The organism is Gilvimarinus chinensis DSM 19667 (genome assembly GCF_000377745.1).
In the GTDB taxonomy this organism is placed as follows: domain Bacteria; phylum Pseudomonadota; class Gammaproteobacteria; order Pseudomonadales; family Cellvibrionaceae; genus Gilvimarinus; species Gilvimarinus chinensis.
Map to the genome: position 1 here is coordinate 790,208 of NZ_KB898706.1, position 20,101 is coordinate 810,308.

Annotated in this window: 19 protein-coding genes; 16 read left to right on the forward strand and 3 right to left on the reverse strand. The window is 50.8% G+C overall.

Going from position 1 to position 20,101, the window contains the following annotated elements; translation table 11 throughout:
- Positions 1-39 precede the first annotated feature (39 nt).
- The 8 genes from D568_RS0103620 to D568_RS0103655 all read left to right on the forward strand — a co-directional run bounded on the left by D568_RS0103620 (position 40) and on the right by D568_RS0103655 (position 8,853).
- The gene (locus tag D568_RS0103620; protein ID WP_020208210.1) at positions 40-1,008 is read left to right on the forward strand and encodes a class 1 fructose-bisphosphatase; all 969 of its coding nucleotides are present in this window, start codon (positions 40-42) and stop codon (positions 1,006-1,008) included.
- Positions 1,009-1,133: 125 nt separating this feature from the next.
- Positions 1,134-2,471 (forward strand): GGDEF domain-containing protein, encoded by a 1,338-nt coding sequence (locus tag D568_RS0103625; protein ID WP_020208211.1) that lies wholly within the window; start codon positions 1,134-1,136, stop codon positions 2,469-2,471.
- A 113-nt stretch (positions 2,472-2,584) separates the two neighbouring features.
- Entirely contained in the window at positions 2,585-3,286 is a 702-nt protein-coding gene (locus D568_RS20945; RefSeq protein WP_020208212.1) for a hypothetical protein, read from the forward strand.
- Between the two features lie 287 nt (positions 3,287-3,573).
- Positions 3,574-4,677, forward strand: coding sequence for an AI-2E family transporter (locus tag D568_RS0103635; protein ID WP_020208213.1), 1,104 nt, complete (start codon positions 3,574-3,576; stop codon positions 4,675-4,677).
- Positions 4,670-6,214, forward strand: a complete 1,545-nt coding sequence (locus D568_RS19135; RefSeq protein WP_157497606.1) for a TolC family protein — start codon at positions 4,670-4,672, stop codon at positions 6,212-6,214. Before D568_RS0103635 ends, D568_RS19135 begins: the two co-directional genes overlap by 8 nt.
- Entirely contained in the window at positions 6,211-7,353 is a 1,143-nt protein-coding gene (locus D568_RS0103645; protein ID WP_020208215.1) for an HlyD family secretion protein, read from the forward strand. The genes D568_RS19135 and D568_RS0103645 overlap by 4 nt, the downstream gene beginning before the upstream one ends.
- Before the next feature lie 2 nt (positions 7,354-7,355).
- Entirely contained in the window at positions 7,356-8,414 is a 1,059-nt protein-coding gene (locus tag D568_RS0103650) for a DUF2955 domain-containing protein (protein ID WP_083915287.1), read from the forward strand.
- A 10-nt stretch (positions 8,415-8,424) separates the two neighbouring features.
- On the forward strand, positions 8,425-8,853 hold the full coding sequence (locus D568_RS0103655) for an ion channel (RefSeq protein WP_020208217.1): 429 nt from the start codon (positions 8,425-8,427) through the stop codon (positions 8,851-8,853).
- Here the strand turns inward: D568_RS0103655 and D568_RS0103660 are convergent.
- Complete coding sequence (locus tag D568_RS0103660; protein WP_020208218.1) at positions 8,850-9,416, reverse strand: acyl-CoA thioesterase; 567 nt, start codon at positions 9,414-9,416, stop codon at positions 8,850-8,852. The two genes, D568_RS0103655 and D568_RS0103660, sit on opposite strands and share 4 nt — an antisense overlap.
- A gap of 163 nt (positions 9,417-9,579) precedes the next feature.
- Here D568_RS0103660 and D568_RS0103665 point away from each other — a divergent pair, with 163 nt between their 5' ends.
- Positions 9,580-11,268, forward strand: a complete 1,689-nt coding sequence (locus D568_RS0103665) for a GGDEF domain-containing protein (protein WP_020208219.1) — start codon at positions 9,580-9,582, stop codon at positions 11,266-11,268.
- Here the strand turns inward: D568_RS0103665 and D568_RS0103670 are convergent, their stop codons facing one another.
- Entirely contained in the window at positions 11,269-12,237 is a 969-nt protein-coding gene (locus D568_RS0103670; RefSeq protein WP_020208220.1) for a GlxA family transcriptional regulator, read from the reverse strand.
- A gap of 107 nt (positions 12,238-12,344) precedes the next feature.
- Here D568_RS0103670 and D568_RS0103675 point away from each other — a divergent pair, with 107 nt between their 5' ends.
- The 7 genes from D568_RS0103675 to D568_RS0103710 all read left to right on the forward strand — a co-directional run bounded on the left by D568_RS0103675 (position 12,345) and on the right by D568_RS0103710 (position 18,031).
- The gene (locus D568_RS0103675; RefSeq protein ID WP_020208221.1) at positions 12,345-12,896 is read left to right on the forward strand and encodes a cysteine hydrolase family protein; all 552 of its coding nucleotides are present in this window, start codon (positions 12,345-12,347) and stop codon (positions 12,894-12,896) included.
- A gap of 310 nt (positions 12,897-13,206) precedes the next feature.
- Positions 13,207-13,587 (forward strand): ChaB family protein, encoded by a 381-nt coding sequence (locus tag D568_RS21355; RefSeq protein ID WP_020208222.1) that lies wholly within the window; start codon positions 13,207-13,209, stop codon positions 13,585-13,587.
- Positions 13,588-14,676: an App1 family protein phosphatidate phosphatase gene (locus D568_RS0103685; RefSeq protein WP_020208223.1), complete on the forward strand. Its 1,089-nt coding sequence runs from the start codon at positions 13,588-13,590 to the stop codon at positions 14,674-14,676.
- A 180-nt stretch (positions 14,677-14,856) separates the two neighbouring features.
- Positions 14,857-15,543 (forward strand): DUF3581 family protein, encoded by a 687-nt coding sequence (locus tag D568_RS0103690; protein WP_020208224.1) that lies wholly within the window; start codon positions 14,857-14,859, stop codon positions 15,541-15,543.
- 65 nt (positions 15,544-15,608) lie between these two features.
- Positions 15,609-16,193 carry a DUF6933 domain-containing protein gene (locus tag D568_RS0103695; RefSeq protein WP_026286834.1) on the forward strand — a complete coding sequence of 195 codons (585 nt, stop codon included), beginning with the start codon at positions 15,609-15,611 and terminating at the stop codon, positions 16,191-16,193.
- Between the two features lie 249 nt (positions 16,194-16,442).
- Positions 16,443-16,766 (forward strand): helix-turn-helix transcriptional regulator, encoded by a 324-nt coding sequence (locus tag D568_RS0103705; protein ID WP_026286835.1) that lies wholly within the window; start codon positions 16,443-16,445, stop codon positions 16,764-16,766.
- On the forward strand, positions 16,763-18,031 hold the full coding sequence (locus D568_RS0103710) for a type II toxin-antitoxin system HipA family toxin (RefSeq protein WP_020208227.1): 1,269 nt from the start codon (positions 16,763-16,765) through the stop codon (positions 18,029-18,031). Before D568_RS0103705 ends, D568_RS0103710 begins: the two co-directional genes overlap by 4 nt.
- A gap of 48 nt (positions 18,032-18,079) precedes the next feature.
- On the opposite strand, the gene D568_RS0103715 is transcribed toward D568_RS0103710, so the two are convergent.
- Entirely contained in the window at positions 18,080-20,053 is a 1,974-nt protein-coding gene (locus D568_RS0103715) for an ABC transporter transmembrane domain-containing protein (protein WP_020208228.1), read from the reverse strand.
- Positions 20,054-20,101: the final 48 nt, after the last annotated feature.

Sequence of the window (20,101 nt, forward strand, 5' to 3'; positions counted from 1 at the left end):
TATAAACCGGTCAAAAAGTACCGAGAAAAGGAAGTAGCCGTGATAGATTTAGCCCGCCAACTCAGCGTTGATGAGACGCCTAATACGCTTGCCGAATTGATTATGAAACTGGCCGATGTCAGTGGCGAAATCGCTGCCAAGGTGCGCTTGGGCGCTTTGTCTGGTGTGCTGGGCAGTGCGGGCGAACAAAACGTTCAGGGTGAAACCCAAAAAAAATTAGACGTTATCGCCAACGATATGCTCAAAGAGGCTCTGCTGTCGTTACCGCAAGTGAGGGCTATCGCGTCGGAGGAAGAAGACAATGTTGTGGCTGCCAATCATGGTGGTGCTTACATCGTTGCCTTTGATCCGTTAGATGGCTCTTCCAACATCGATATCAATGGGCAAATTGGTACTATCTTCACCGTGTATCCGGCGCGCGATGAGGTGGCCTGTGACAGTTCCGATCAGTTCGCGCAACCGGGGCGCAGTCAGGTGTGTGCTGGGTATATGTTGTATGGCCCCTCTACTCAGATGGCTCTTACCACGGGCGGAGCAACTCGTCTTTACACCTTGGTGCCCGATAAAGGCGTATATCAGTTGACCGAAACAGAACTTCGCATCCCGGCAGATTGTCAGGAATTTGCCATTAATATGGCTAACCAGCGCCATTGGGCACCCGCTACACAGGCGTATATATCAGGCTTGCAGGAAGGTAGTGCGGGGCATCGCGGTAAAGACTTTAATATGCGGTGGAATGGAGCCATGGTGGGAGACGTTCACCGAGTGTTAATGCGCGGTGGTATCTTTTTATATCCCGCGAATACGCAAAGTAAAGTACACAAGGGTAAATTGCGACTGCTGTATGAAGCTAACCCTATGGCCTTGCTGGTGGAAAAAGCAGGTGGTAAAGCCGTGGCGGGGGCTGAGAATATTCTTGATATCCTTCCCGATCAGTTGCATCAGCGAGTACCGGTAATTCTGGGGGCAGAAAACGAGGTTGGCATTTTTCAATCCTTGTCCCGCTAAAGAAGCCTCTTATGTACAAATCGTTCAATTTGAGAGGTGAGTATAAGCAATAGGTGGTGGCACATTGTTCAACGATTGGTAGAATTACTGCTTTGATACCTTTGTGGTAGGTGTATCTTACTCTTATGAGAAAGCAGGATAGACAACGCGTAGCAGCAACGGAGTGGTTACTGGGCTTTCTGGCGGTGATATCGATCGGTCTATTATTTTTGCCCGAGGATTGGTTAGTACGGAAAATCAATATAGATCTGAATGCACATTCAGCCGGGCTGTATTCTGATCGTGATATTGGAGGCAATAGCGAAGCGGCGCTCGTATCCGATCAACCATCGCACTGGCGCTGTCAGCTGCAGCCTGGTTTTGCCCATCCTTTTTGCAGTTATCAAATCAATCTGGTTGGCCCCGATGGCAATGGCATGGATTTGTCGCGTTTCAAGACGCTTCAATTATCCTTAGGCTATTCCGGTGACGGCAAAAGCGTCCGAATCTATTTGCGCAGCCGTAAGCCTGAGTATTATGTCATCGGCAACGCCGGCACCACCAAATACAATGGCATTGAACTCAGCGCCAGTGATCTCAATGGCGAACCCTACACGGTTAATTTGAGTGACTTTTCCGTAGCCGATTGGTGGGTGACGGAGCATTCTATCCCCCCTTCTCTGGCACACCCTGACTTTAATGAAGTGTTATTTATTGAAATTCAAACGGGGGCTGACCTTTTCGGCGGGCAACACAATTTCAGTCTGTCTGGTCTGGAATTTTCAGGGCCAATAATATCAAAAGCGCAAATGTACAGGGGGCTCGTCATCGTCTGGGTGGCAGTGGTCTTTTTGTGTTTGCTTGGGCGAGTGATTTATCTGAAGCTTGAGCTGAAACGTCATGGGATTTATCAACGTAAGCTGATGAAAATCAACCGTATGCTGGATTTAGAGAATAAACATATTGAAGATTTAGCCAAAACGGATGTGCTTACAGGTGCTGCCAACCGATTAGGTATTCGAGAGGCTTTATACGATGGCGTTGAGGCCTGGCGGAGTCAGGCCACACCCTTATCCATGATATTGGTGGATCTTGATGACTTTAAAAAGTTGAATGATACCTATGGACACGATGCCGGGGATGCCGCTTTAGTGCACTTGGCCAAGTTAATGATGAGCAGTGTAAGAAGCTCTGATATCGTGGCTCGATGGGGAGGAGAGGAGTTCATGATTCTTTGCCCTAATACCGATTTAGGTCGTGCACGAGTGGTGGCTGAAAACCTGAGAGTTAAAATTCAAACGGAAGAACATGCCGATTTACCATCAATGTCAGCGAGTTTTGGGGTGGCAAGTTTGGTGAGTGATAATTTAGATCAGTTTTTCAAACAGGCCGATGATGCCCTTTATCGCGCTAAAAAGGCAGGTAAAAATAGAGTCGTCGTAGCGCGATTAGAGCCGGTTAAAGAGCTTTCTACGGCTGATTAAGTTTAAATCGTCGGGATAGTTATCTTTTCTTAACATTTTTTTGGTTCTATACTCACCCTTCATTTAAGTCCGTTGTTAGGGCGCTGTCAGTTGTATCCATTGGAGAGGATTGTATGAAAAAGGTTTCCACCTTAACCAGTTTGGCCACACTTATTGCTTTGGGCGTGCTAACCGCTTGCAGCGAAAAGAATCAAGAGGACGCCGCCGCAAAGGTTGATTCCGCTGTGGCCGTAGTTGAAGAGAATGCCGTCGAACCAGCTGCTGCGGCAGTTGACGATGTGGCAGAATCGGCTCAAGAGCTGATGGCTGAGGATACTGACGCGAGCGATAAACCATTTATTGCATTGACCGAAACTGACATGGTGACAGCGGTTGTTACTGCTATTAATCATGATACCCGCGAAGTGACTTTGGTGGGTGAGAATGGTGAAATTACCTTTGTGGCCAGCGAGGAAGTACAGAATTTAGATCAGGTGCAAGCAGGCGATGAAATTGTCGCTGAGTATATGAAGCAGTTAACCCTTGAGGTGATGGATGGTAAAGGCCTGGAGGCAGGTGAAGGGTTGGTGGAAATTGCAGAGCGTGCCGAGCAAGGGCAGCTGCCGGGCATGCTGGCTGGTGCGACTGAAGTTCGCGTGTTTATGGTTGAAGCAATTGACTTGGAAGAAAACACCTTTAAGTTGCGCAATGTCGATGGTGAGGTACGTCAGTTTACCGCTCGTAATCCAGAAAACTTAAAGCTGGCCGATGTTGGTGACGCGCTGGTGGCTACCATGACAACAATGGTAGCGGTAGAAGTAACTCATACCGAGTAATAAAAACCGCTATCGTGCCAAAAGCCGCCTGCAGGGCGGCTTTTTTATGTTCCACTGCCCATTGCGCCTCTGTAAGTTGAGCGTTAGAACTCTAAAACTGCATCAATTTTATTAGACGTGTTAATAAAAAAAGCGCTAATTTCAGCTTTCAGAGCCGTTAACGCTGGAAACGGCTGAGCGATTTGACGTAAGCTTTAACGCCATAAAACGTCGCTATAATGACGCAACGGATCGCCCAGGGTCTCGGCGGTATAGACAAAATTCTTGATAGGGATGAATCACCTAAAATGAAACCTTCCTCCTCCCCCATTATTGATGTAGTCATTCGCCTTGGCCTGATCGCCTTGTTGGTGTTCTTGTCATTTAACTACCTGCGTCCTTTTTTAGGTTTGATGCTCTGGGCGATGATTTTAGCGATCGCTCTGTATCCAGTACACGCCAAAATTGTCCCCAAAGTCGGGGGCCGGGAAGGGCGCGCTGCCACTATCCTGGTTGGGGGCATCGTATTGCTGATTGGCGCGCCGACGGTGTTGTTAAGCGTTTCTTTTATGGATCACATGCTTACGCTATATAACCAGGCAATTTCTGGAACTTTGCAGGTGCCCGAGCCTTCGCAAAAAGTCGCTTCCTGGCCAATTGTTGGTGAGAAAGTAGAGTCAACCTGGCGCGCGGCGTCTGAGAATATGCGCGGCTTTCTAGTCGAGCACGAACATCAAGTGCGCGATTATGCTCGCAAAGCGCTGTCGATTATGGGAGGGGTAATCACCACTTCGTTAGCTTTCCTGGCGGCCTTTATTATTGCGGGCATTTTTATGGCCTACGCCAAGCCGGGTGCAAAAACCACTGGCCGAATTTTTAATCGTGTGTGTGGTTCCGATATTGGTGATGAGCTGCATATTCTGAGTGTAGCGACTGTTCGCTCCGTAGCTGTCGGGGTTATTGGTGTCGCTTTTATACAGGCGCTGTTATTAGGGGTCGGCTTTTTAATCGCGGGTATTCCCGCGGCTGGCTTATTGGCCTTGGCAGTGTTGGTGTGTGGAATTGTGCAGTTGCCTGCCGCCATCTTCGTTATTCCGGTGGTGATTTGGCTCTGGGCGGGGGGTGATGGTTCTACGCTGAGCAATATCATTCTTACGGTTTATTTGATTGTTGCCGGTCTTGCCGATAACGTCCTCAAGCCTATGTTGTTAGGCCGGGGGCTGGCCGTGCCTATGCCCGTGGTACTTCTTGGGGCCCTGGGTGGTATGTTCGTCAGCGGTTTGATTGGTTTATTTATTGGGGCCGTAGTCTTGGCTGTGAGCTATCAGTTATTTATGGCCTGGGTGAATGAAGGGCAACACCTGGAGGATAATGTTGCCAGGGTGAAAAAGGAATCAGCGGCCAGTGAATAGCAAAACCTCGGCGAGCAAGGGGGCAAAAAAGTGGACATTAAGTGCAGCACTGTCGGTATGTATCGTTGCTGTAGGGTGCGCCCCTCTCGGGCCAGACTTTCAAGAGCCAGCCGTGGATTGGCTGGCCAGCTGGCAGTCAGATTTATACGGTAATAGTCAGTCCCAGAGTGTTGAGGCACTCAGTCAGTGGTGGCACCGTTTTAATGACCCGGTGCTGAATCAGTTAATGGATGAGGCCCGCCAGCAGAGCCCCAGTTTAAAAATTGCCGGTTTGAGAATTCTTGAAAGTCGCGCGTTACACGGCGTAGCGACAGGAGCTCAGTACCCCCAAGTGCAGCAAATTACCGCTCAGGGGGCGTACGTGGGTAAAAAGCGCGGCGGTGGTGCCTACCGAGATTTCACTACCAGCCAGGCAGCATTTAATATCGGTTGGGAGATGGATTTTTGGGGGCGCTTTCGTCGCGGTGTCGAGTCCGCCGATGCGGCTTATTTCGCCTCTCTCAGTAACTATCGTGATGTGCAAGTCATATTGGCTTCGCAGGTTGCCAGTTTATATTACGGCATTAAAACCACGATGCAGCGTATTGAAATTGCGCAAAATAATCTGAAACTGCAACAGCGAAGCTACGATATTACGGAGCAGCTTTTTAAACAAGGCCAAGACTCCGAGCTGGATTTGCAGCAGGCTAAGTCCCAGTATTTATCCACTAAGGCGACGATTCCAGGCCTGCGTCTGGCGCTTCAGCAGCAGCGCAATGCGTTAAGTGTATTACTTAACCGCGCGCCGAATAACCTACCTGAGCTGGATTCTATAGACAGTACCTTGCCGCAGCTTGATTCAAATACAGTGGCGGGCATTCCGGCTGAATTGATGTTACGGCGTCCGGATGTACGAACCGCGGCCTGGCAGGCTGCAGCACAATCGGCGCAGGTGGGGTTGGCCGAAGCCGATCTGTACCCGTCTTTGTCGCTGTTTGGCACGGTAGGGTGGTCGGGCAATGACATAGACATTGTGGATGATGTATTGAGTTTTGCGGCGGGGCCATCGTTAACCTGGAACATATTCAATTATGGCCGAATTAAAAATAACGTTCGCGTACAGGATGCCCGTTTACAGCAGGCTTTGGAGGCATATCAAGCCAGTGTGCTGAACGCTGCTCGGGAAATTGATGATGCCGCCAACCGTGTGGCGCAAACACAAGCCAGCCAGAAAATCTTGGACGATGCGCTAATCGCCGCCGAGCGCTCTTTAGCCATAGCTACCCGTCGCTACAAAGAAGGGTATTCAGATTTTCAGCGTGTCCTTGATGCTCAGGCAACCACTTTCCGTCAATCGGATCGTGCCGTTACCAACCGTGGAGATCATATCGCCGCGGTAATAGGTTTGTACCAAGCCTTAGGTGGCGGCTGGCAAAAAGCAGATATTGAAACCATTGTTGGAGAGCAAACCCGCGCCACCCTGAAAAATCGCACAGATTGGGGTGATTTGCTAGAGGCTCCATTAGATTACCCGCCAGAGACAGGAAACACTCCATGAGCGAGACCGCCGAACAGGATACTAACGATCAAAAAAACACTGCTCCCGACTCCTCGAATGCGACAAAAGCCGTATCTCGAGGTGCTGTTGTTGTGCTGTCGGTTGTGTTGTTGACATTGTTGTGGCATTTGCTGGCTGATCGCTTCACGCCATACACCTCGCAGGCCCGGGTTCAAGGTTATGTGGTGGGTGTGGCTCCGAAAGTGGCCGGTGTGTTAACGGATGTATGGGTAAAGAACAACGAGCGTGTTGAAGCGGGTCAAAAACTCTTTGCCATTGATCAGTCTCAGTACAAAATTGCATTGCAGCAGGCGCAGTCGAATTTAAACAATACCCAAACCCAAGTGCAGGCGGGTGATGCGGGGGTGGAAAAAGCGCGGGCGGGATTGCGTGCTGCTAAGGCCGGACAATTAAAAGCGGAGCAAGATTACAAACGTTTAAAACGTTTACGTGAAAATGATCCGGGCACTATTTCTGCAAGGCGCTTAGAAATGTCCGAGGCAAGCCTAGAGCAGGCACGTGCTCAGGTGGTGGCGGCTGAAGCAGACATTCAGCGCGCAATTGAGCAAAAAGGTGGCGACTCTGCCGACAGCAATACACTGCTGCAAACGGCTCAGGCGGCGGTTGATAAAGCTACGCTGGATTTAAATAACACGACGGTGGTGGCCCAGGCTGCGGGCGTAGTGACAGATTTGCGAGCTGATGTAGGGCAGTTTGCCGGCACCGGTAATCCGGTATTAACACTGGTATCTATTGACGATGTGTGGATCAGTGCGGATTTTACCGAAAATAATCTTGGCCATTTAACACCGGGTACCGAGGTTGAAATCGTGTTGGACTCCCTGCCGGGAAAAATACTTCAAGGTCGTATTCGGAGTATTGGCGTGGGTGTTAGCGCAGGTCAACCGGCTCATGCGGGCGCTTTACCCAAAGTGCAAAACGACCGCGACTGGTTGCGACAAGCTCAGCGTTTTCCGGTACAGGTGGAGTTTGCCGAGTCATTATCCAATGAGGCAATCCAGCAGATCCGTATTGGTGGTCAGGCTTCGGTTATCGCGTATACCGAGGGACACGGATTATTAGGGTTACTGGGTAAACTCTATATTCGTTTGCAAAGTATTCTTACTTACGCGTATTAATGATGTTCGTAAGGGCTGCCAAGTGTATTAAGTCAACACGACTGCCGTTGGCAGCAAGGCGTGCGTATAGGCTTGCCTTCAGCACAAGTCTAGTACTGGCGATGGCTTATGGCTTTGGTTTAGGCATTCCACTGCTTGCACCTTTATTTGTGGTGATTTTGTCGGCCAAACCCTCACCTCCGCCGGGGCCAAAACAACTGTTTATTCTGTTGCTGGCGGTAATGGTCAGCCTTGGGGTAGGGGTCATACTTGGTCCTCTACTGCAAGGTGCGCCTTTGCCAGCGTTGGTTCTTATTGTGTTGGGCCTGTATATCAGTAATCGCTTGGCATTACAGCCGGGCAAAGCCGCCGTCGGAACGCTTCTGGCGCTGGGGGTGACGGTGATTGCCGCGGCCAGCAGCATCAGCCCAACCCTCGCATCAACCCTGATTTCAGCGTTGGTGGCAAGTATTGCTTTAGCGGTGGTGGGGCAATGGTTGGTGTACCCTTTTTTTCCCGAAGATGTGGTTGCTGCAAAAGCCCCCCCGCCACCGGCCAACTCTTCGGATTCTAACTGGCTATGCTGGCGAGCTACGGCCATTGTTATTCCTGCGTTTTTGCTCACGCTGACAAACCCGGCGTCCTACCTTCCCCTAACAGTAAAAAGTATTTTGCTTGGGCGTGAAGCATCGCAGTTAAAACTGCGTGAAGCGAATGTCGAGATGATTGGCTCAACTTTGCTGGGAGGCGCTTGTGCCATTGTTATCTGGGGCTTATTAAGCCTTGCGGTTTCTTTATGGTTTTACGCTGCCTGGATGTTACTGGTGTGCTTGCTGCTTGCAAGTGGTATGTATGGCGTGATTCGCACAGGGTTTAAACCCTCTTTTTGGATGGGGACCATGACAACCATGATTATTTTGCTCGGCGCTGCAGTGCAGGACAGCGCTAACGGTAAAGATGTTTATCAGGCTTTTCTCGTGCGTATTAGTCTGTTTTTGTTGGTTGCGGTTTACGCTGCGGCTGCGATGGCAGCATTAAATTATTGGCGCACTCGCCGCCAACTCAAGTCAGGTGACGAATAAAAGGTAGCCCATGTTAATGAATTTTGTGCTCGGTATTTCCATGATGGTGTTCTGTTTATTTTTGCAGGGCATATTGGTACTGGTGGCGCTACGCTTTTTTACCCGTCATGAACACATGGTGGGTGTATCCTTCGCTGCATCTATGCGCCTTACCGCAGGTATGATGGCAATACTCATTGCGGGTAATATTGCTCAGGTCATCGCATGGGGGACTTTATTTTATGGCTTGGGCGAATTTGATGAGTTTGCCGTTGCCGTATATCACTCAGCGGTTAACTTTGCCACGCTAGGGTATGGCGATATTGTAATGTCCCCCAAGCATGAATTACTGGGCCCGCTTGAAGCGTTAAACGGCGTGTTAATGGTGGGGTTGTCTACAGCGGCTTTATCGCGTGCTTTTTCTGAATCACTGAAAGACCGCCTTCCCCCCACCCATTAAGCGGTCGTGGTGTCGAGCGCGAGTTGGCAGTTGTCATCAGCAAGCTGGTTAAGCTCGCGCTCAATATCCGTTTCACTGGGTAAGGACTGAAACGCTTCTCGATATTCTGCTTTCAAGCGTTTACGGATTTTCCCCCAAATAAACCGGCGAACCTCAATCTTATCCTGCAAAATTAGCCCCGGCACCTGAATAGGTTTGCGAGTCTCTTCATCGATGGCCACCATTGTGAAATAGGACGTATTGGTGTGTTTGGTTATGCCGTTTTTAAAATCTTCGGAAAATACTTTAATACCCACTTCCATTGATGAGCGACCCACATAGTTCACCGAAGCCATTAAAGTGACAAGTTCGCCCACTTCAACTGCATTGACAAAGTTTACCGAGTCCACCGAGGCGGTGACGCAGTAACTTCGCGAGTGGCTAGCCGCAGTGGTATAGGCAATCTTATCCATCAATGACAGAATTACGCCGCCGTGCACCTTACCACCAAAATTGGCGTATGAAGGAATCATTAATTCTTTGAGAATGTTTTGTGAGGATTTAACGGTGCGAAAATCAGTCATGATCACTCTTCTTCTGAGGGTGTAGGTTGGAGTGGTTATAGTAGCGGTATTGGCTGGTTGGACCAAGCGATTGTATTTTGTGGTTGTAAAGTGACCAATGCGTGGATAATTGGCGTAATTTCTGCTGTAATGGCGCTGAAATAATCCTACGAGTAGCGTCACTGTGAGCCTAAAATTCCGCTTTTTAATGTTAACCACCGCATTGATTTTGGCGGCGGCAGCTGGATCATGGGTGGCGTATCAAACACTGATTGGCTCAATCATCGAGCGCTGGGGCCAGCAAGTTACCGAAATTCAAGTGCGATACGATAGTGCTCGCTTACTGAGTTCACTGGAGCGTGAAATAGGCTTGGCTAAACAGCTGGCTCGATCGCCAAGTCTGATTGCCTGGGCCACGCAACCAGACGATAAAAGCTTGCAGCAACGTGCCCTGCGTGAGCTTGAAAATTTCCGCGGCGGCTTTGGTGATAAAAGCTATTTTGTTGCCTTAACAAAAAACCTGCACTACTACTTCAATAATGCCGCTAACGAATTCGCCGGCGATCAGTTTCGCTATATTCTCGATCCAGACAAAAGCGACGATGCCTGGTTTTTCCAATTGATAAATGAAAATCGAGACTTTCATTTAAATGTCAATCCCGATACGAATTTAGGTGTTACCAAGCTGTGGATTGATGTTCTGGTACGGAACGACAACGACGACATCGTTGCTATGGTGGGCACAGGCTTAAATCTGGATGATTTTTTAGCCGATATTGTCGATATTGGCCAGGAGGGCGTAACAACCTTATTTGCGGATTACAGCGGTGCAATTCAGTTATACCGCGACCGTAATTACATCGATTTTGCCAGCATCATAAAACCTGTAGGGCAAAAGAAAACGGTCGATTTACTGTTTGAAAAACCGCGGGATAAACAACAAATGCTCGGCATGTTGGCCATGCTAAAACAGCAGGGCCCAACTCAAGGTATAGTACAAAGTGGTTTCGTCGAAGTGAATGGGCGAAAACATTTGGCCGGTGTTGCTTATCTGCCCACTATTGGTTGGTTTGAAATTACCCTGCTGGATTTAACCGTATTACTCCCCAAACGTGACTTTTGGCCTTTAGGCCTTGTTTTTGTGGTGGCACTGTTGGTGTCGCTCAGTGTGTTTCAGTGGGCTATTCAATCACGAGTATTAAGGCCCATGGCGCATTTGGAGAAAGCCGTAAAACAGGTGCGAGATGGCCACTATGATTTACCTTACTTGCCAAAGCCTGATAATGAAATTGGGCAGCTGGTGGATCATTTCGAAAAAATGACTAGCCGGGTTCGGCATAGCACCCAGGAGCTCGAAGGACGGGTTGCCCATCGCACAGAGCAGTTGCATCGCCAATCTCGAATTGATCCACTCACCGACTTAAAAAATCGTCGTGGTTTGGATGAGGCGCTGCAGGATATGATTGCCCTTGCCCAACGCGAACAACAGAGCTTCGGTTTGCTATGGTTGGATATCGATTACTTTAAAAGTATTAACGATGAATTTGGCCACCAGTTTGGCGATGATATTTTGCGTCGGCTTGCGCTTTGGTTACGCGCAGCGGTGCGTCCTTATGACCAGGTGGGTCGCTGGGGCGGTGATGAGTTCGTGGTGGTAATGGCCCCTTGTGATCAAGAGGCACTGCATGGCTTGGCCGAGCGTATTCGCGTCACCGCTGAAGAAGAAAGTGCACGCACCGGCACCAGAATTACGGTGAGTATTGGTGCCCACCACTGCCAGTCAAACGAAACCATAGATGAGCTGTTGCGCCGCGCGGATCAAGCACTTTACAGCGCTAAAAAACAAGGGCGAAACCGAGTCTGTATGGCTTAATCAGCTATTCTGCACCCCAAATCGTTTGCGATATTCACCGGGCCCTAATCCTACGATACGTGTAAAAACTTTGCGAAATGAGGCGGGATCTTTATAGCCTACCTGCCAGGCAATGGTTTCTATCGGTGTGCGGCTTAGCTGTAGTTCATTTTGCGCTTTACTCACCCGAACATGCTGACAGTAGTCGGTGCTGGTTAAACCGGTGGCCTTTTGAAAGCGCCGCAAAAAGGTGCGCTGCTCTAGCCCGGCTTTCTCGGCCATCATTGGCACCGAACCTTCTTTGGCATCGGTACTTTGCAGCCAGTGCTGCACTTTGAGTATGGCCTTATCGCCGTGGTTTAGTTTGGGGGAAAAGGTGCGATAGTAACGTTGCTCCCGCCCAGGCGGGTCAATGAGTAAAGTTCGCGCCGTTTCTAACATGACACGTGGGCCTAAAAACTTCGCTACCAACCGCAATCCTAAATCCGTCCATGACATAGCGCCCCCGGCGGTAATAATATCGCCGTCGTCCACTATCAAACGCTCGGTGTCCCATCGCACCTCTGGGTAGCGTGATGCAACTTGATCGCTAAACATCCAATGGGTGGTGGCGGTGCGGCCTTGCAGCATGCCACTTTGCGCCAGTAAAAACGCGCCGCCGCAAATCGAACAAATTACCGAGCCTTGGCTGTGGTTGTCATTCAGCCAGTCAATAAACGGCTGGGGCACAGACACTTGCGCTGGGTCTTCGAGGGTTGGGGGAAGAATAACGGCCGCCAGTGCTTGGGTTTTGTCTGGCGAGGCGGTAGCCACCTTTTTGGGGGGAGAATTTTTATCGAGTTGCCATTGACTGACCGTAAATGAAAGTCCGGTATTGCCGAGTGCAGCCATACGGTTTGCCGTTGCCAGCAGATCGGTGATCCCCAATACAGCGGCTTGCTGCACACCGGGGTACAACACTAACGCGATTTCGATGGCCTTATCAGTCATTTGTCACTATTGCCTTTAAGATTGTCAAATATGCCACTTCGCAGTATGGCGATTTGAGAACACACTGTCCACAACGATTCAGCAAAACCAACTGACAGGAGAAACTTATGAGCAATCAAGCCTTAATCGTTGTAGACATCCAAAACGAATATTTCCCCGGCGGTAAAATGCTGTTGGAGGGTGTTGAGGCCGCTGCCGATAATGCGGCCCAAGTTATGGCCAAAGCGCGCGCCAACGGCGATGTGGTGGTTAATATTCACCATCAAGAGCCAGACCCCCAGTCGCCTTTTTTCACCCAAGGCAGCGACGGCATCGAGTTTCACCCCAAAGTTGCGCCAGCCGAAGGCGAAAAGGTGATTCTGAAAAATTACCCTAACTCGTTTCTTAAAACCGACCTGCACGAGTTCCTGCAGGCCCAGGGGGTAGAGCGCGTGGTAATTGTCGGCTCCATGAGTCACATGTGCATCCAGGCCACCACCCGCGCCGCGTCCGATCTGGGCTATCAAGTGACGGTAGTGCACGATGCCTGCGCCACCATGGATGTAGAATTTGGTGGCGTAACTGTTCCGGCTGCCCAAGTACATGCATCGTCTATGGCGGCTTTGGCGTTTGCTTACGCCGATTGCTTAAGTGCGGAGGAATTCTTAATAAAAGGGTAGTGGGCTGAAGCGTTTAAGCTGTTTCTGCGAGCCGTCTTTGCCCGTGCTTTTGGGTGGCCCAGTCGGGCTGCCCTAACATGACATTGATTAACGCCACGAGTAGGACTTTGTGCCGCAAAAAGCAAACTCTACACGGCTGTTGCAGTTCTTACCCATAAATCCCCTCGCTCAGTGTCCAATTTCCCCCTAACACACGAATTTAAGCGGTAATCCCGCTGGAACGCAGTTTGCTATAACGAGGTTTTCTTTAAGGCGCTTAAACGCCATTTTGCTCGACACGGCGCAAGCCGCCTTTTGTTAAGGGGAAACGATGTATTACCAAAACACCGCCGAGCTACCTGACTCGGTAAAAAACTCGCTGCCTCAGGACGGGTTAAACCTATACCTGCAGGCCTACAACAGTGCTTGGGAAACCTTTGCAGATCCGGAGAAGCGCATCGGCAACGACGATCGGGAAACGGTGGCTCATAAGGTGGCCTGGTCGGTGGTTGAAAAGTCATACACCAAAACGGCTCAGGGTAGCTGGGTCAAGGCTATTGCAATAAATACAGCCAGCGAAGCGCGCTCGTGGCGCGGTCGTATAAGCGTACGCGCAGCCAGTAAACCAACAACACCAAAGCCAAAAAAAGCGCTGGTAACTGCGCCCGAAAACGTTTTGCGTTCGGATACGCGAATCAGTCCCGAGGCTTAGATGGACTATCGTAATCCGCAATCCGACACCACAGAAAACGGCACCTTACCGACCGTGTCGCGTCCCGGTAAAAAACTAAGGCTTAAAAAGCGCGCCGGACTGCTGCGGGATGCCGAAATTCTCACCTACCGTGGGCATGGCACAGCCAAAAGCCTGCAAATTAAAGGTCGGGTGATCGAGACGGCAGGCAAGAAAACAGCGCTGTTTAAGTGCAATAAAAAGCTTTACAACTTTTTCACCATGGTCCGCAGCCTTCGTTCTAATGAGATTCCGGGTGCGGAGTTAGAAGCGCGATTTCGTGGTAGCACCTATCGGTTCTACACCGATAACGAAGGTTTCTTTTTGCTGAACTTATGGTGTCATGACCAGCCGTTGGAGCCGGGTTGGCACCAAGTGACCCTGCAGCTAAATGATTCCATCGGTGGCAACAGTGCGATGGCGGTGGCACGTTCGTATGTGCCACCAGCGGATTCGGAATTTGCCGTCATCAGCGATATTGATGACACGGTACTGAACAGCAGCGCCTTTAATAAAATACAACAGGTGAAGCTAACCCTATTTAAAGATGCCGCCAGTCGCACCGCCGTGGATGAGGTGGTGCCGCTTTACCAGCGGTTGGTCAAGGGTTCCAGTGGCAACGCGAAAAACCCTATGTTTTACCTGTCGCGCAGCGGCTGGAATCTAAACAATTTGCTTGAAGAATTTTTAGACCTTAACGAACTGCCGCAAGGGCCGATGTTTTTGCGCGACCTGGCTTGGCGCGAGGCTAAATCTATAGCGCTCGGTAGCAATAACCACAAAATTGATTACATTCGCGCTTTAATGAATACCTACCCGCACTTGCCCTTTGTGCTTATCGGCGACAGTGGCCAGCACGACCCCGAAACCTTCTGGCAAATTGCCATGGAAAACCCCGGCCGCATTAAAGCGGTGTACCTGCACGACCTGGAGCGAAAATCGCGAAGAGAGGCCGTGGCGGCTATTTGCAGCGACTTAAAGGCCAGAGGTGTACCCGTGGTTCACAGCGCTAAGGTGACCGGTTACGCCGAGCATATGGAAAAGTTGGGTTTGATAAAGCCGGCGGAGTGAAGCGTTTTACAAGCGAAATAGCGTTGTGAATCTGCGCCGATGGATGGATATCGATGGGGGACATCACGCACTGCTAGTGCGCTCCCGTTGCCCGCGTTGGGCTTTTAAAGGTGGGTTTGTAAAATCACCTTCAAAAGCGTAATATTCTCGGCCTTTTACGGCCTGCCAGACCCCTCGAACATGCTCAATCACTTTTTTCAACAGAACGATAACACCCTGTCTTTTACCCGCGAGCAAGCGAGCCAGTTTGCAAAAGAAGTGGCCGGGGATTACAACCCTCTACACAACATTGATGCAAAGCGGTTTTGTGTGCCGGGCGACCTGTTGTTTGCCGTTGTGCTGTTAAAGTACGGTATATCGCAGAATATGCAGTTTTCATTCGACGCGATGATCACAGAGAAGTCGGTCATTACTTTGCCGGAACCGTCTGACACCCTGGTATTTTCGGATGACAAAAAATCCTACGTTACTGTGAGTCGCTCTGGCGATAACAATACCGAGCCCACCTGTGTAGAAAGTATCATCAAGCAATATGTGGCTTTTTCGGGCGAAGCCTTCCCGCATATAGTAGTGCCAGCCATGTCGGCCCAAAAGGTGATGATTAACCCCAAGCGCCCCATGGTGATGTACCAGAGCATGTCGGTTCAATTCGACCGTACTGATATTCAAAATCCTTTGCTGGAACCTCTGCCCGCCATCTTCACCTGCGATGGCAAGCGCGGCAGCCTCACCTTGCCCTTTAACTGGAAAGACGGCGATGAGCTTGTCGGAAAAGGTGAAAAAATTATGCTTGTCTCCGGTATTATCGACTATGACAAACCCGTCATGGACGAGCTGATTGAGCAGTACAATCAAAGCATGGCGTAGGTTGATGTAGGTGGCTTAGGGGGTATGATTAAACGCACACATGCCCCCAAGCGTAAGGTAAAGCCTTGATTCAACTCCATGCCACGAAAAAACTAATGGCGTGCTTACCGCTCGGCAGCAGCGGCCAGTTTGCCGTCACCGCGCGCAGCCAATCACTTTATGATCAACCACCCCTTGCCGAAAACCCCCTTAGCGGTTGGCACGGCAACCTTGTAATGTTTCAGCGGCGCAACAGTGTATTGCTAGTGCACGATGCCACCCGAATTCCGTTGCTTCTACCGGCCCTGACTAAACCCGACTTTGCCGCGCTTAACGATCACTTTGTGGATGCGTTTATGAACACTTTGCTTAAGTGTGACGCGAGCGAAACACAAATGAACGCCGCTCAGCGCTACTTGCGGCCATTGCAAGTGGATACAGTCTGTAATCGTTCAGAGCAGGGCACCCTAAACCAACTTAAAGGCGAGGTAGAGGCTTACCTTGATAACGGCGGCAACATCGCCGAAATGACCGGATACGCCCTCGGCGCCTGGCTTGCTAGCATGTGGAGGTCTATCAAGGGGCAGCCCTATATTCGTCCCAATCGAGAAATGCTGACCTTACTGGATGGCCTGACCCAAAAAACGGACGCAGCGGCCAACGACGCATAATGACTCGCGGGTCGATTATTGTTCTTGAGCCGAATATTTGCCTTAATCGGCTCATTAATTGATTCGTGTTGATTCGTATAGATCGGGTGCAGGACAAAGCCTGTTGTTGGCAATGCCTCACACCAAAAGCAACGTACTTGTTGCTTTTGGTGTTATTTTCGCCATAAAAGAATCTTATAAGTTGCTTTTAAGTTTTTAGGCAACTAGTATGTTGCTTAATGATCAAGAGCAACTTATGTGTTTACAGGAATGAATTCAATACTTGAGCAGATAAAACAGCGACGATTAGCACTAGGCCTTAAGCAGAGCGATATGATGCTGCGAGCCGGCGTGTCTCGGCAGCAATACCAGCGCCTGGAATCCAAGGGAAATCCCAGACTGGATACATTGGCGCTCATTTCACAGGGCTTGAACAGTGAGCTGATGTTGATACCCAAAGAAAAGCTAAACGCTGTTGAGGCGCTGCTTGCGCAGGATGGGACAGACTTTCACGCGAGAAAACCATCACAGGAAGAGACACAGAAGCCCGTTTCAGATGACCCCTGGCAAGGTTTGCTGGGAGATGAATCGTGAGCGACAGCCGAGTCGATCAAATCAACGTGCTCAAGCTAACTCTGCACGAAAGGCTGGTAGGTTATTTGGTGGGTTTGCAAAGCGGCCAAAATATACTGAGCTTTGCCGAGGCATTTAAGAATGACGAGGGCCGGCCTACCTTCAGTTTGATTACCCACCCCGCATTTCCCCATTCTGAAAAAATCATTTCAGAACCCTGGGCCAGAAACCAAAAATTGCCTCCAACGCTGTCCAATTTGCTGCCTGAGGGAGCCTTACGTGAATTGATGGCGCAGGGGCTTAAAGTTCATGTCGACAGCGAGTTTCATCTTCTGTCGTACTTAGGCGCTGACCTTCCGGGCGCCCTGGTGGCAGAACCAATGGAGCCCGAGGATGTTCCCGCTAGCGTTCTGGCGGCTCACGGTCAGGTGAAAGCCGTAAAGTTTGAAAAGCTCTCACCTGAAAACCAGTTCTCTTTGGCTGGCGTTCAGATGAAGTTCTCCATGGAGGAAAAAGATGGGCGCTACAATCTTTCCAAAGGCAATGTTCTGGGTGATTGGATTGTAAAAACCCCATCCACCAAACACAAAGATGTGCCGGTGAATGAATTTACCGCAATGACACTTGCGCAGTTAGTGGGCGTCGAGATTCCAGAGATAAAATTGGTTGAACTAAATAACCTCGAGAGTCTCCCCCAGATAAACCTGCCCGATGAAAACCTAGCCTTCGCCATTAAGCGCTTTGATCGCGATGCCAATACGCGTATCCACATGGAAGACTTTGCCCAGGTGTTGGTTAAATATCCCCATGAAAAATACAACTCGGCGAACTATGAACAAATTGGCCGTATTATTTATGGTTATTCAGGTGATGGTTTGGCCGATGCGCAGCAATTTGCCCGGCGGTTGCTGGTTAATATTCTTCTCGCCAATGGCGACGCCCATCTAAAAAACTGGAGTCTAATATACCCCGATAAAATAACGCCACGGCTGTCGCCAGCCTACGATATCGTCACCACGAGCGTATACATAAAGGGGGAGCGCAACCTTGCGCTCAACCTAGGAAAGTCCAAAGAATGGTATAACGTGTCAATGGAGCACTTTAAGTCATGGGCTGATCGTGCTGAAATTCCCTGGCGGGCCATTAAGCCCCATTTGGATGAGGTTATAGAAAAAGCTCGCAACATGTGGCCAAAATCCATAAAAGATCTGCCCATGAATGACCAACATAAGCAAAAGCTAATTCACCACTGGAGCCTCCTGCACAAGGATTTCCGCATCAGATAGCGTGCGACGCACTCCGCTCGATAAGGCCAATGCAGTGCCGCTTAGCCTTCAACGCTCCTCCGGCTGCTGAACCGCCCACAGCTGCGCATAGCGGCCGCCGCGCTGTAATAGCTGGTGGTGGCTGCCCTGTTCCACCAGTTGGCCGTTATCCAGTACCAGTATTTGGTCTGCGTCCACCACCGTAGAAAGCCGGTGGGCAATTACCAGGCTGGTGTGGCCGCTGGAGACTTCTCGCATGGCGGTCAGTATCGCCGCTTCGGCATGAGAATCCAGCGCCGAGGTGGCCTCGTCAAACATCAAAATGGGCGCGCTCTTAAGCAGCACGCGGGCAATGGCAATGCGCTGTTTCTCGCCGCCCGATACTTTCAAACCCCGCTCGCCCACCAGCGTTTTGTCACCGTCGGGTAGGGCGGCGATAAACCCATCCAAGTGCGCCATGGTAATGGCCCGGTCGATGGCCTCGTCGGTCGCCTCGGGGTTGCCATAGGCAATATTGTCGCGAATGCTGGTGTTAAACAGCACTGTGTCTTGCGGCACCACGGCGATGGCCTGGCGCAGCGAGTCCAGGGTCACCTTGCGAATGTCCTGCCCATCAATGGCGATGGAGCCGCTGTCCACATCGTAAAAACGGTACAGCAACCGCGCGATAGTGCTTTTGCCCGCGCCCGAGGCGCCCACAATGGCCAGCCGTTGCCCCGGCGCCACGCGAAAAGACAAATCCGTAAAGGTGGCTCGCTCGGGCCGGTAGCCAAAGGCCGCATTTTTAAACTCAATTTCCCCGGCGGTTACCTTTAACGGCTCGGCGTCGGGCACGTCCACAATGCGCGGCGCCCGTTTTAACAGCCCCAACATATTTTCCAGGTCGGTCAGCGCCCGGCGCATCTCCCGGTAGACAAAGCCGAGAAAGTTCAGCGGTATAAACAGCTGAATCATATAGGCGTTCACCATGGCCAGATCACCCAGCGTCATCTCCTCAGCAATCACCGACTGGGCCGCCATGGTCATCATGCCGGTAATGGCGGCGGCGATAATCAGCGCTTGGCCCGAATTGAGTGCCAGCAGCGACATGCGGTTTTTCAGCTTGGCCTGTTCCCACTCGGCCAGAAACTGATCGTAGGTCTGCGCCTCAAAGTTCTCGTTATTAAAATACTTAACCGTTTCGTAATTGAGCAAGCTGTCCACGGCCCGGGTATTGGTGGACGAGTCCGCCCGGTTGGCCTCGCGCACAAAGCGGGTGCGCCACTCGGTGGTAAACACCGTAAAGCCAATATAAACGCACACCGCCGCCAGAATAATCAGCGCGTACCAAGCGGAAAAGGCAAAGGTAAAAATCGCCGCTACCATAACAATCTCAAACAGGGTGGGGACAATATTGAACATCAAAAAGCGCATCAAAAAACTGATGGCACTGGTGCCGCGTTCAATATCCCGGCTAATGCCCCCGGTCTGGCGGCTAAGGTGAAAATCCAGCTCCAGCCGGTGCAAATGCCTAAACACCCGCAGCCCAATCCGGCGCATGGCCCGCTCGGTCACTCGGCTGAAAATCGCATCGCGCAGCTCACCAAAAAACACTCCGCCAAAGCGCAAAAACCCGTAAAACAGCAAAAAGGCCAGAGGCAACACCAGCTCCGGTTGCAGGCTTCGGTCCACCCCATCCACAATATGCTTCAGTGCCCAGGGCATCGCCAAAGTCGCCCCCTTGGCCGCCAACAGCGCGGCAATGGCCAGCACAACCCGCCATTTGTAATCCCACAGATAGGGCCAGATATAGCCCCACACCTGCCGCAGGTTCAGCCGTGGCACTGAAGGGTCGGGCGCCGAAGGGGGCAATTTGCTGGACATGCCGCGCATGGGTACTTCCTGGTTGGGAGTTTGGGGGTAGTTTACGCGAGTGTGGGAGTAGAGTGGCGGGGTTTGAGTATCCAGTACTGGCTCGGCAGGCGTTAACAAGCTAATCAAGCTCTCGCCAACAGCCCCGCCCGCCGCGCAGACCGCATTCGAGAATGGGGCGCAAGTCTTCATGTAGCTCTTTGGCGCTTTGTTGGGGGAGGGCTGTTTGCGGAACCTGCC

Coding starts and splice junctions, on each gene's coding strand:
- D568_RS0103625 (WP_020208211.1), top strand. CDS start 1,134: ATGAGAAAGCAGGATAGACAACGCGTAGCAGCAACGGAGTGGTTACTG.
- D568_RS20945 (WP_020208212.1), top strand. CDS start 2,585: ATGAAAAAGGTTTCCACCTTAACCAGTTTGGCCACACTTATTGCTTTG.
- D568_RS0103635 (WP_020208213.1), top strand. CDS start 3,574: ATGAAACCTTCCTCCTCCCCCATTATTGATGTAGTCATTCGCCTTGGC.
- D568_RS0103645 (WP_020208215.1), top strand. CDS start 6,211: ATGAGCGAGACCGCCGAACAGGATACTAACGATCAAAAAAACACTGCT.
- D568_RS0103650 (WP_083915287.1), top strand. CDS start 7,356: ATGTTCGTAAGGGCTGCCAAGTGTATTAAGTCAACACGACTGCCGTTG.
- D568_RS0103655 (WP_020208217.1), top strand. CDS start 8,425: ATGTTAATGAATTTTGTGCTCGGTATTTCCATGATGGTGTTCTGTTTA.
- D568_RS0103660 (WP_020208218.1), bottom strand. CDS start 9,416: ATGACTGATTTTCGCACCGTTAAATCCTCACAAAACATTCTCAAAGAA.
- D568_RS0103670 (WP_020208220.1), bottom strand. CDS start 12,237: ATGACTGATAAGGCCATCGAAATCGCGTTAGTGTTGTACCCCGGTGTG.
- D568_RS0103675 (WP_020208221.1), top strand. CDS start 12,345: ATGAGCAATCAAGCCTTAATCGTTGTAGACATCCAAAACGAATATTTC.
- D568_RS21355 (WP_020208222.1), top strand. CDS start 13,207: ATGTATTACCAAAACACCGCCGAGCTACCTGACTCGGTAAAAAACTCG.
- D568_RS0103685 (WP_020208223.1), top strand. CDS start 13,588: ATGGACTATCGTAATCCGCAATCCGACACCACAGAAAACGGCACCTTA.
- D568_RS0103690 (WP_020208224.1), top strand. CDS start 14,857: ATGCTCAATCACTTTTTTCAACAGAACGATAACACCCTGTCTTTTACC.
- D568_RS0103705 (WP_026286835.1), top strand. CDS start 16,443: ATGAATTCAATACTTGAGCAGATAAAACAGCGACGATTAGCACTAGGC.
- D568_RS0103715 (WP_020208228.1), bottom strand. CDS start 20,053: ATGAAGACTTGCGCCCCATTCTCGAATGCGGTCTGCGCGGCGGGCGGG.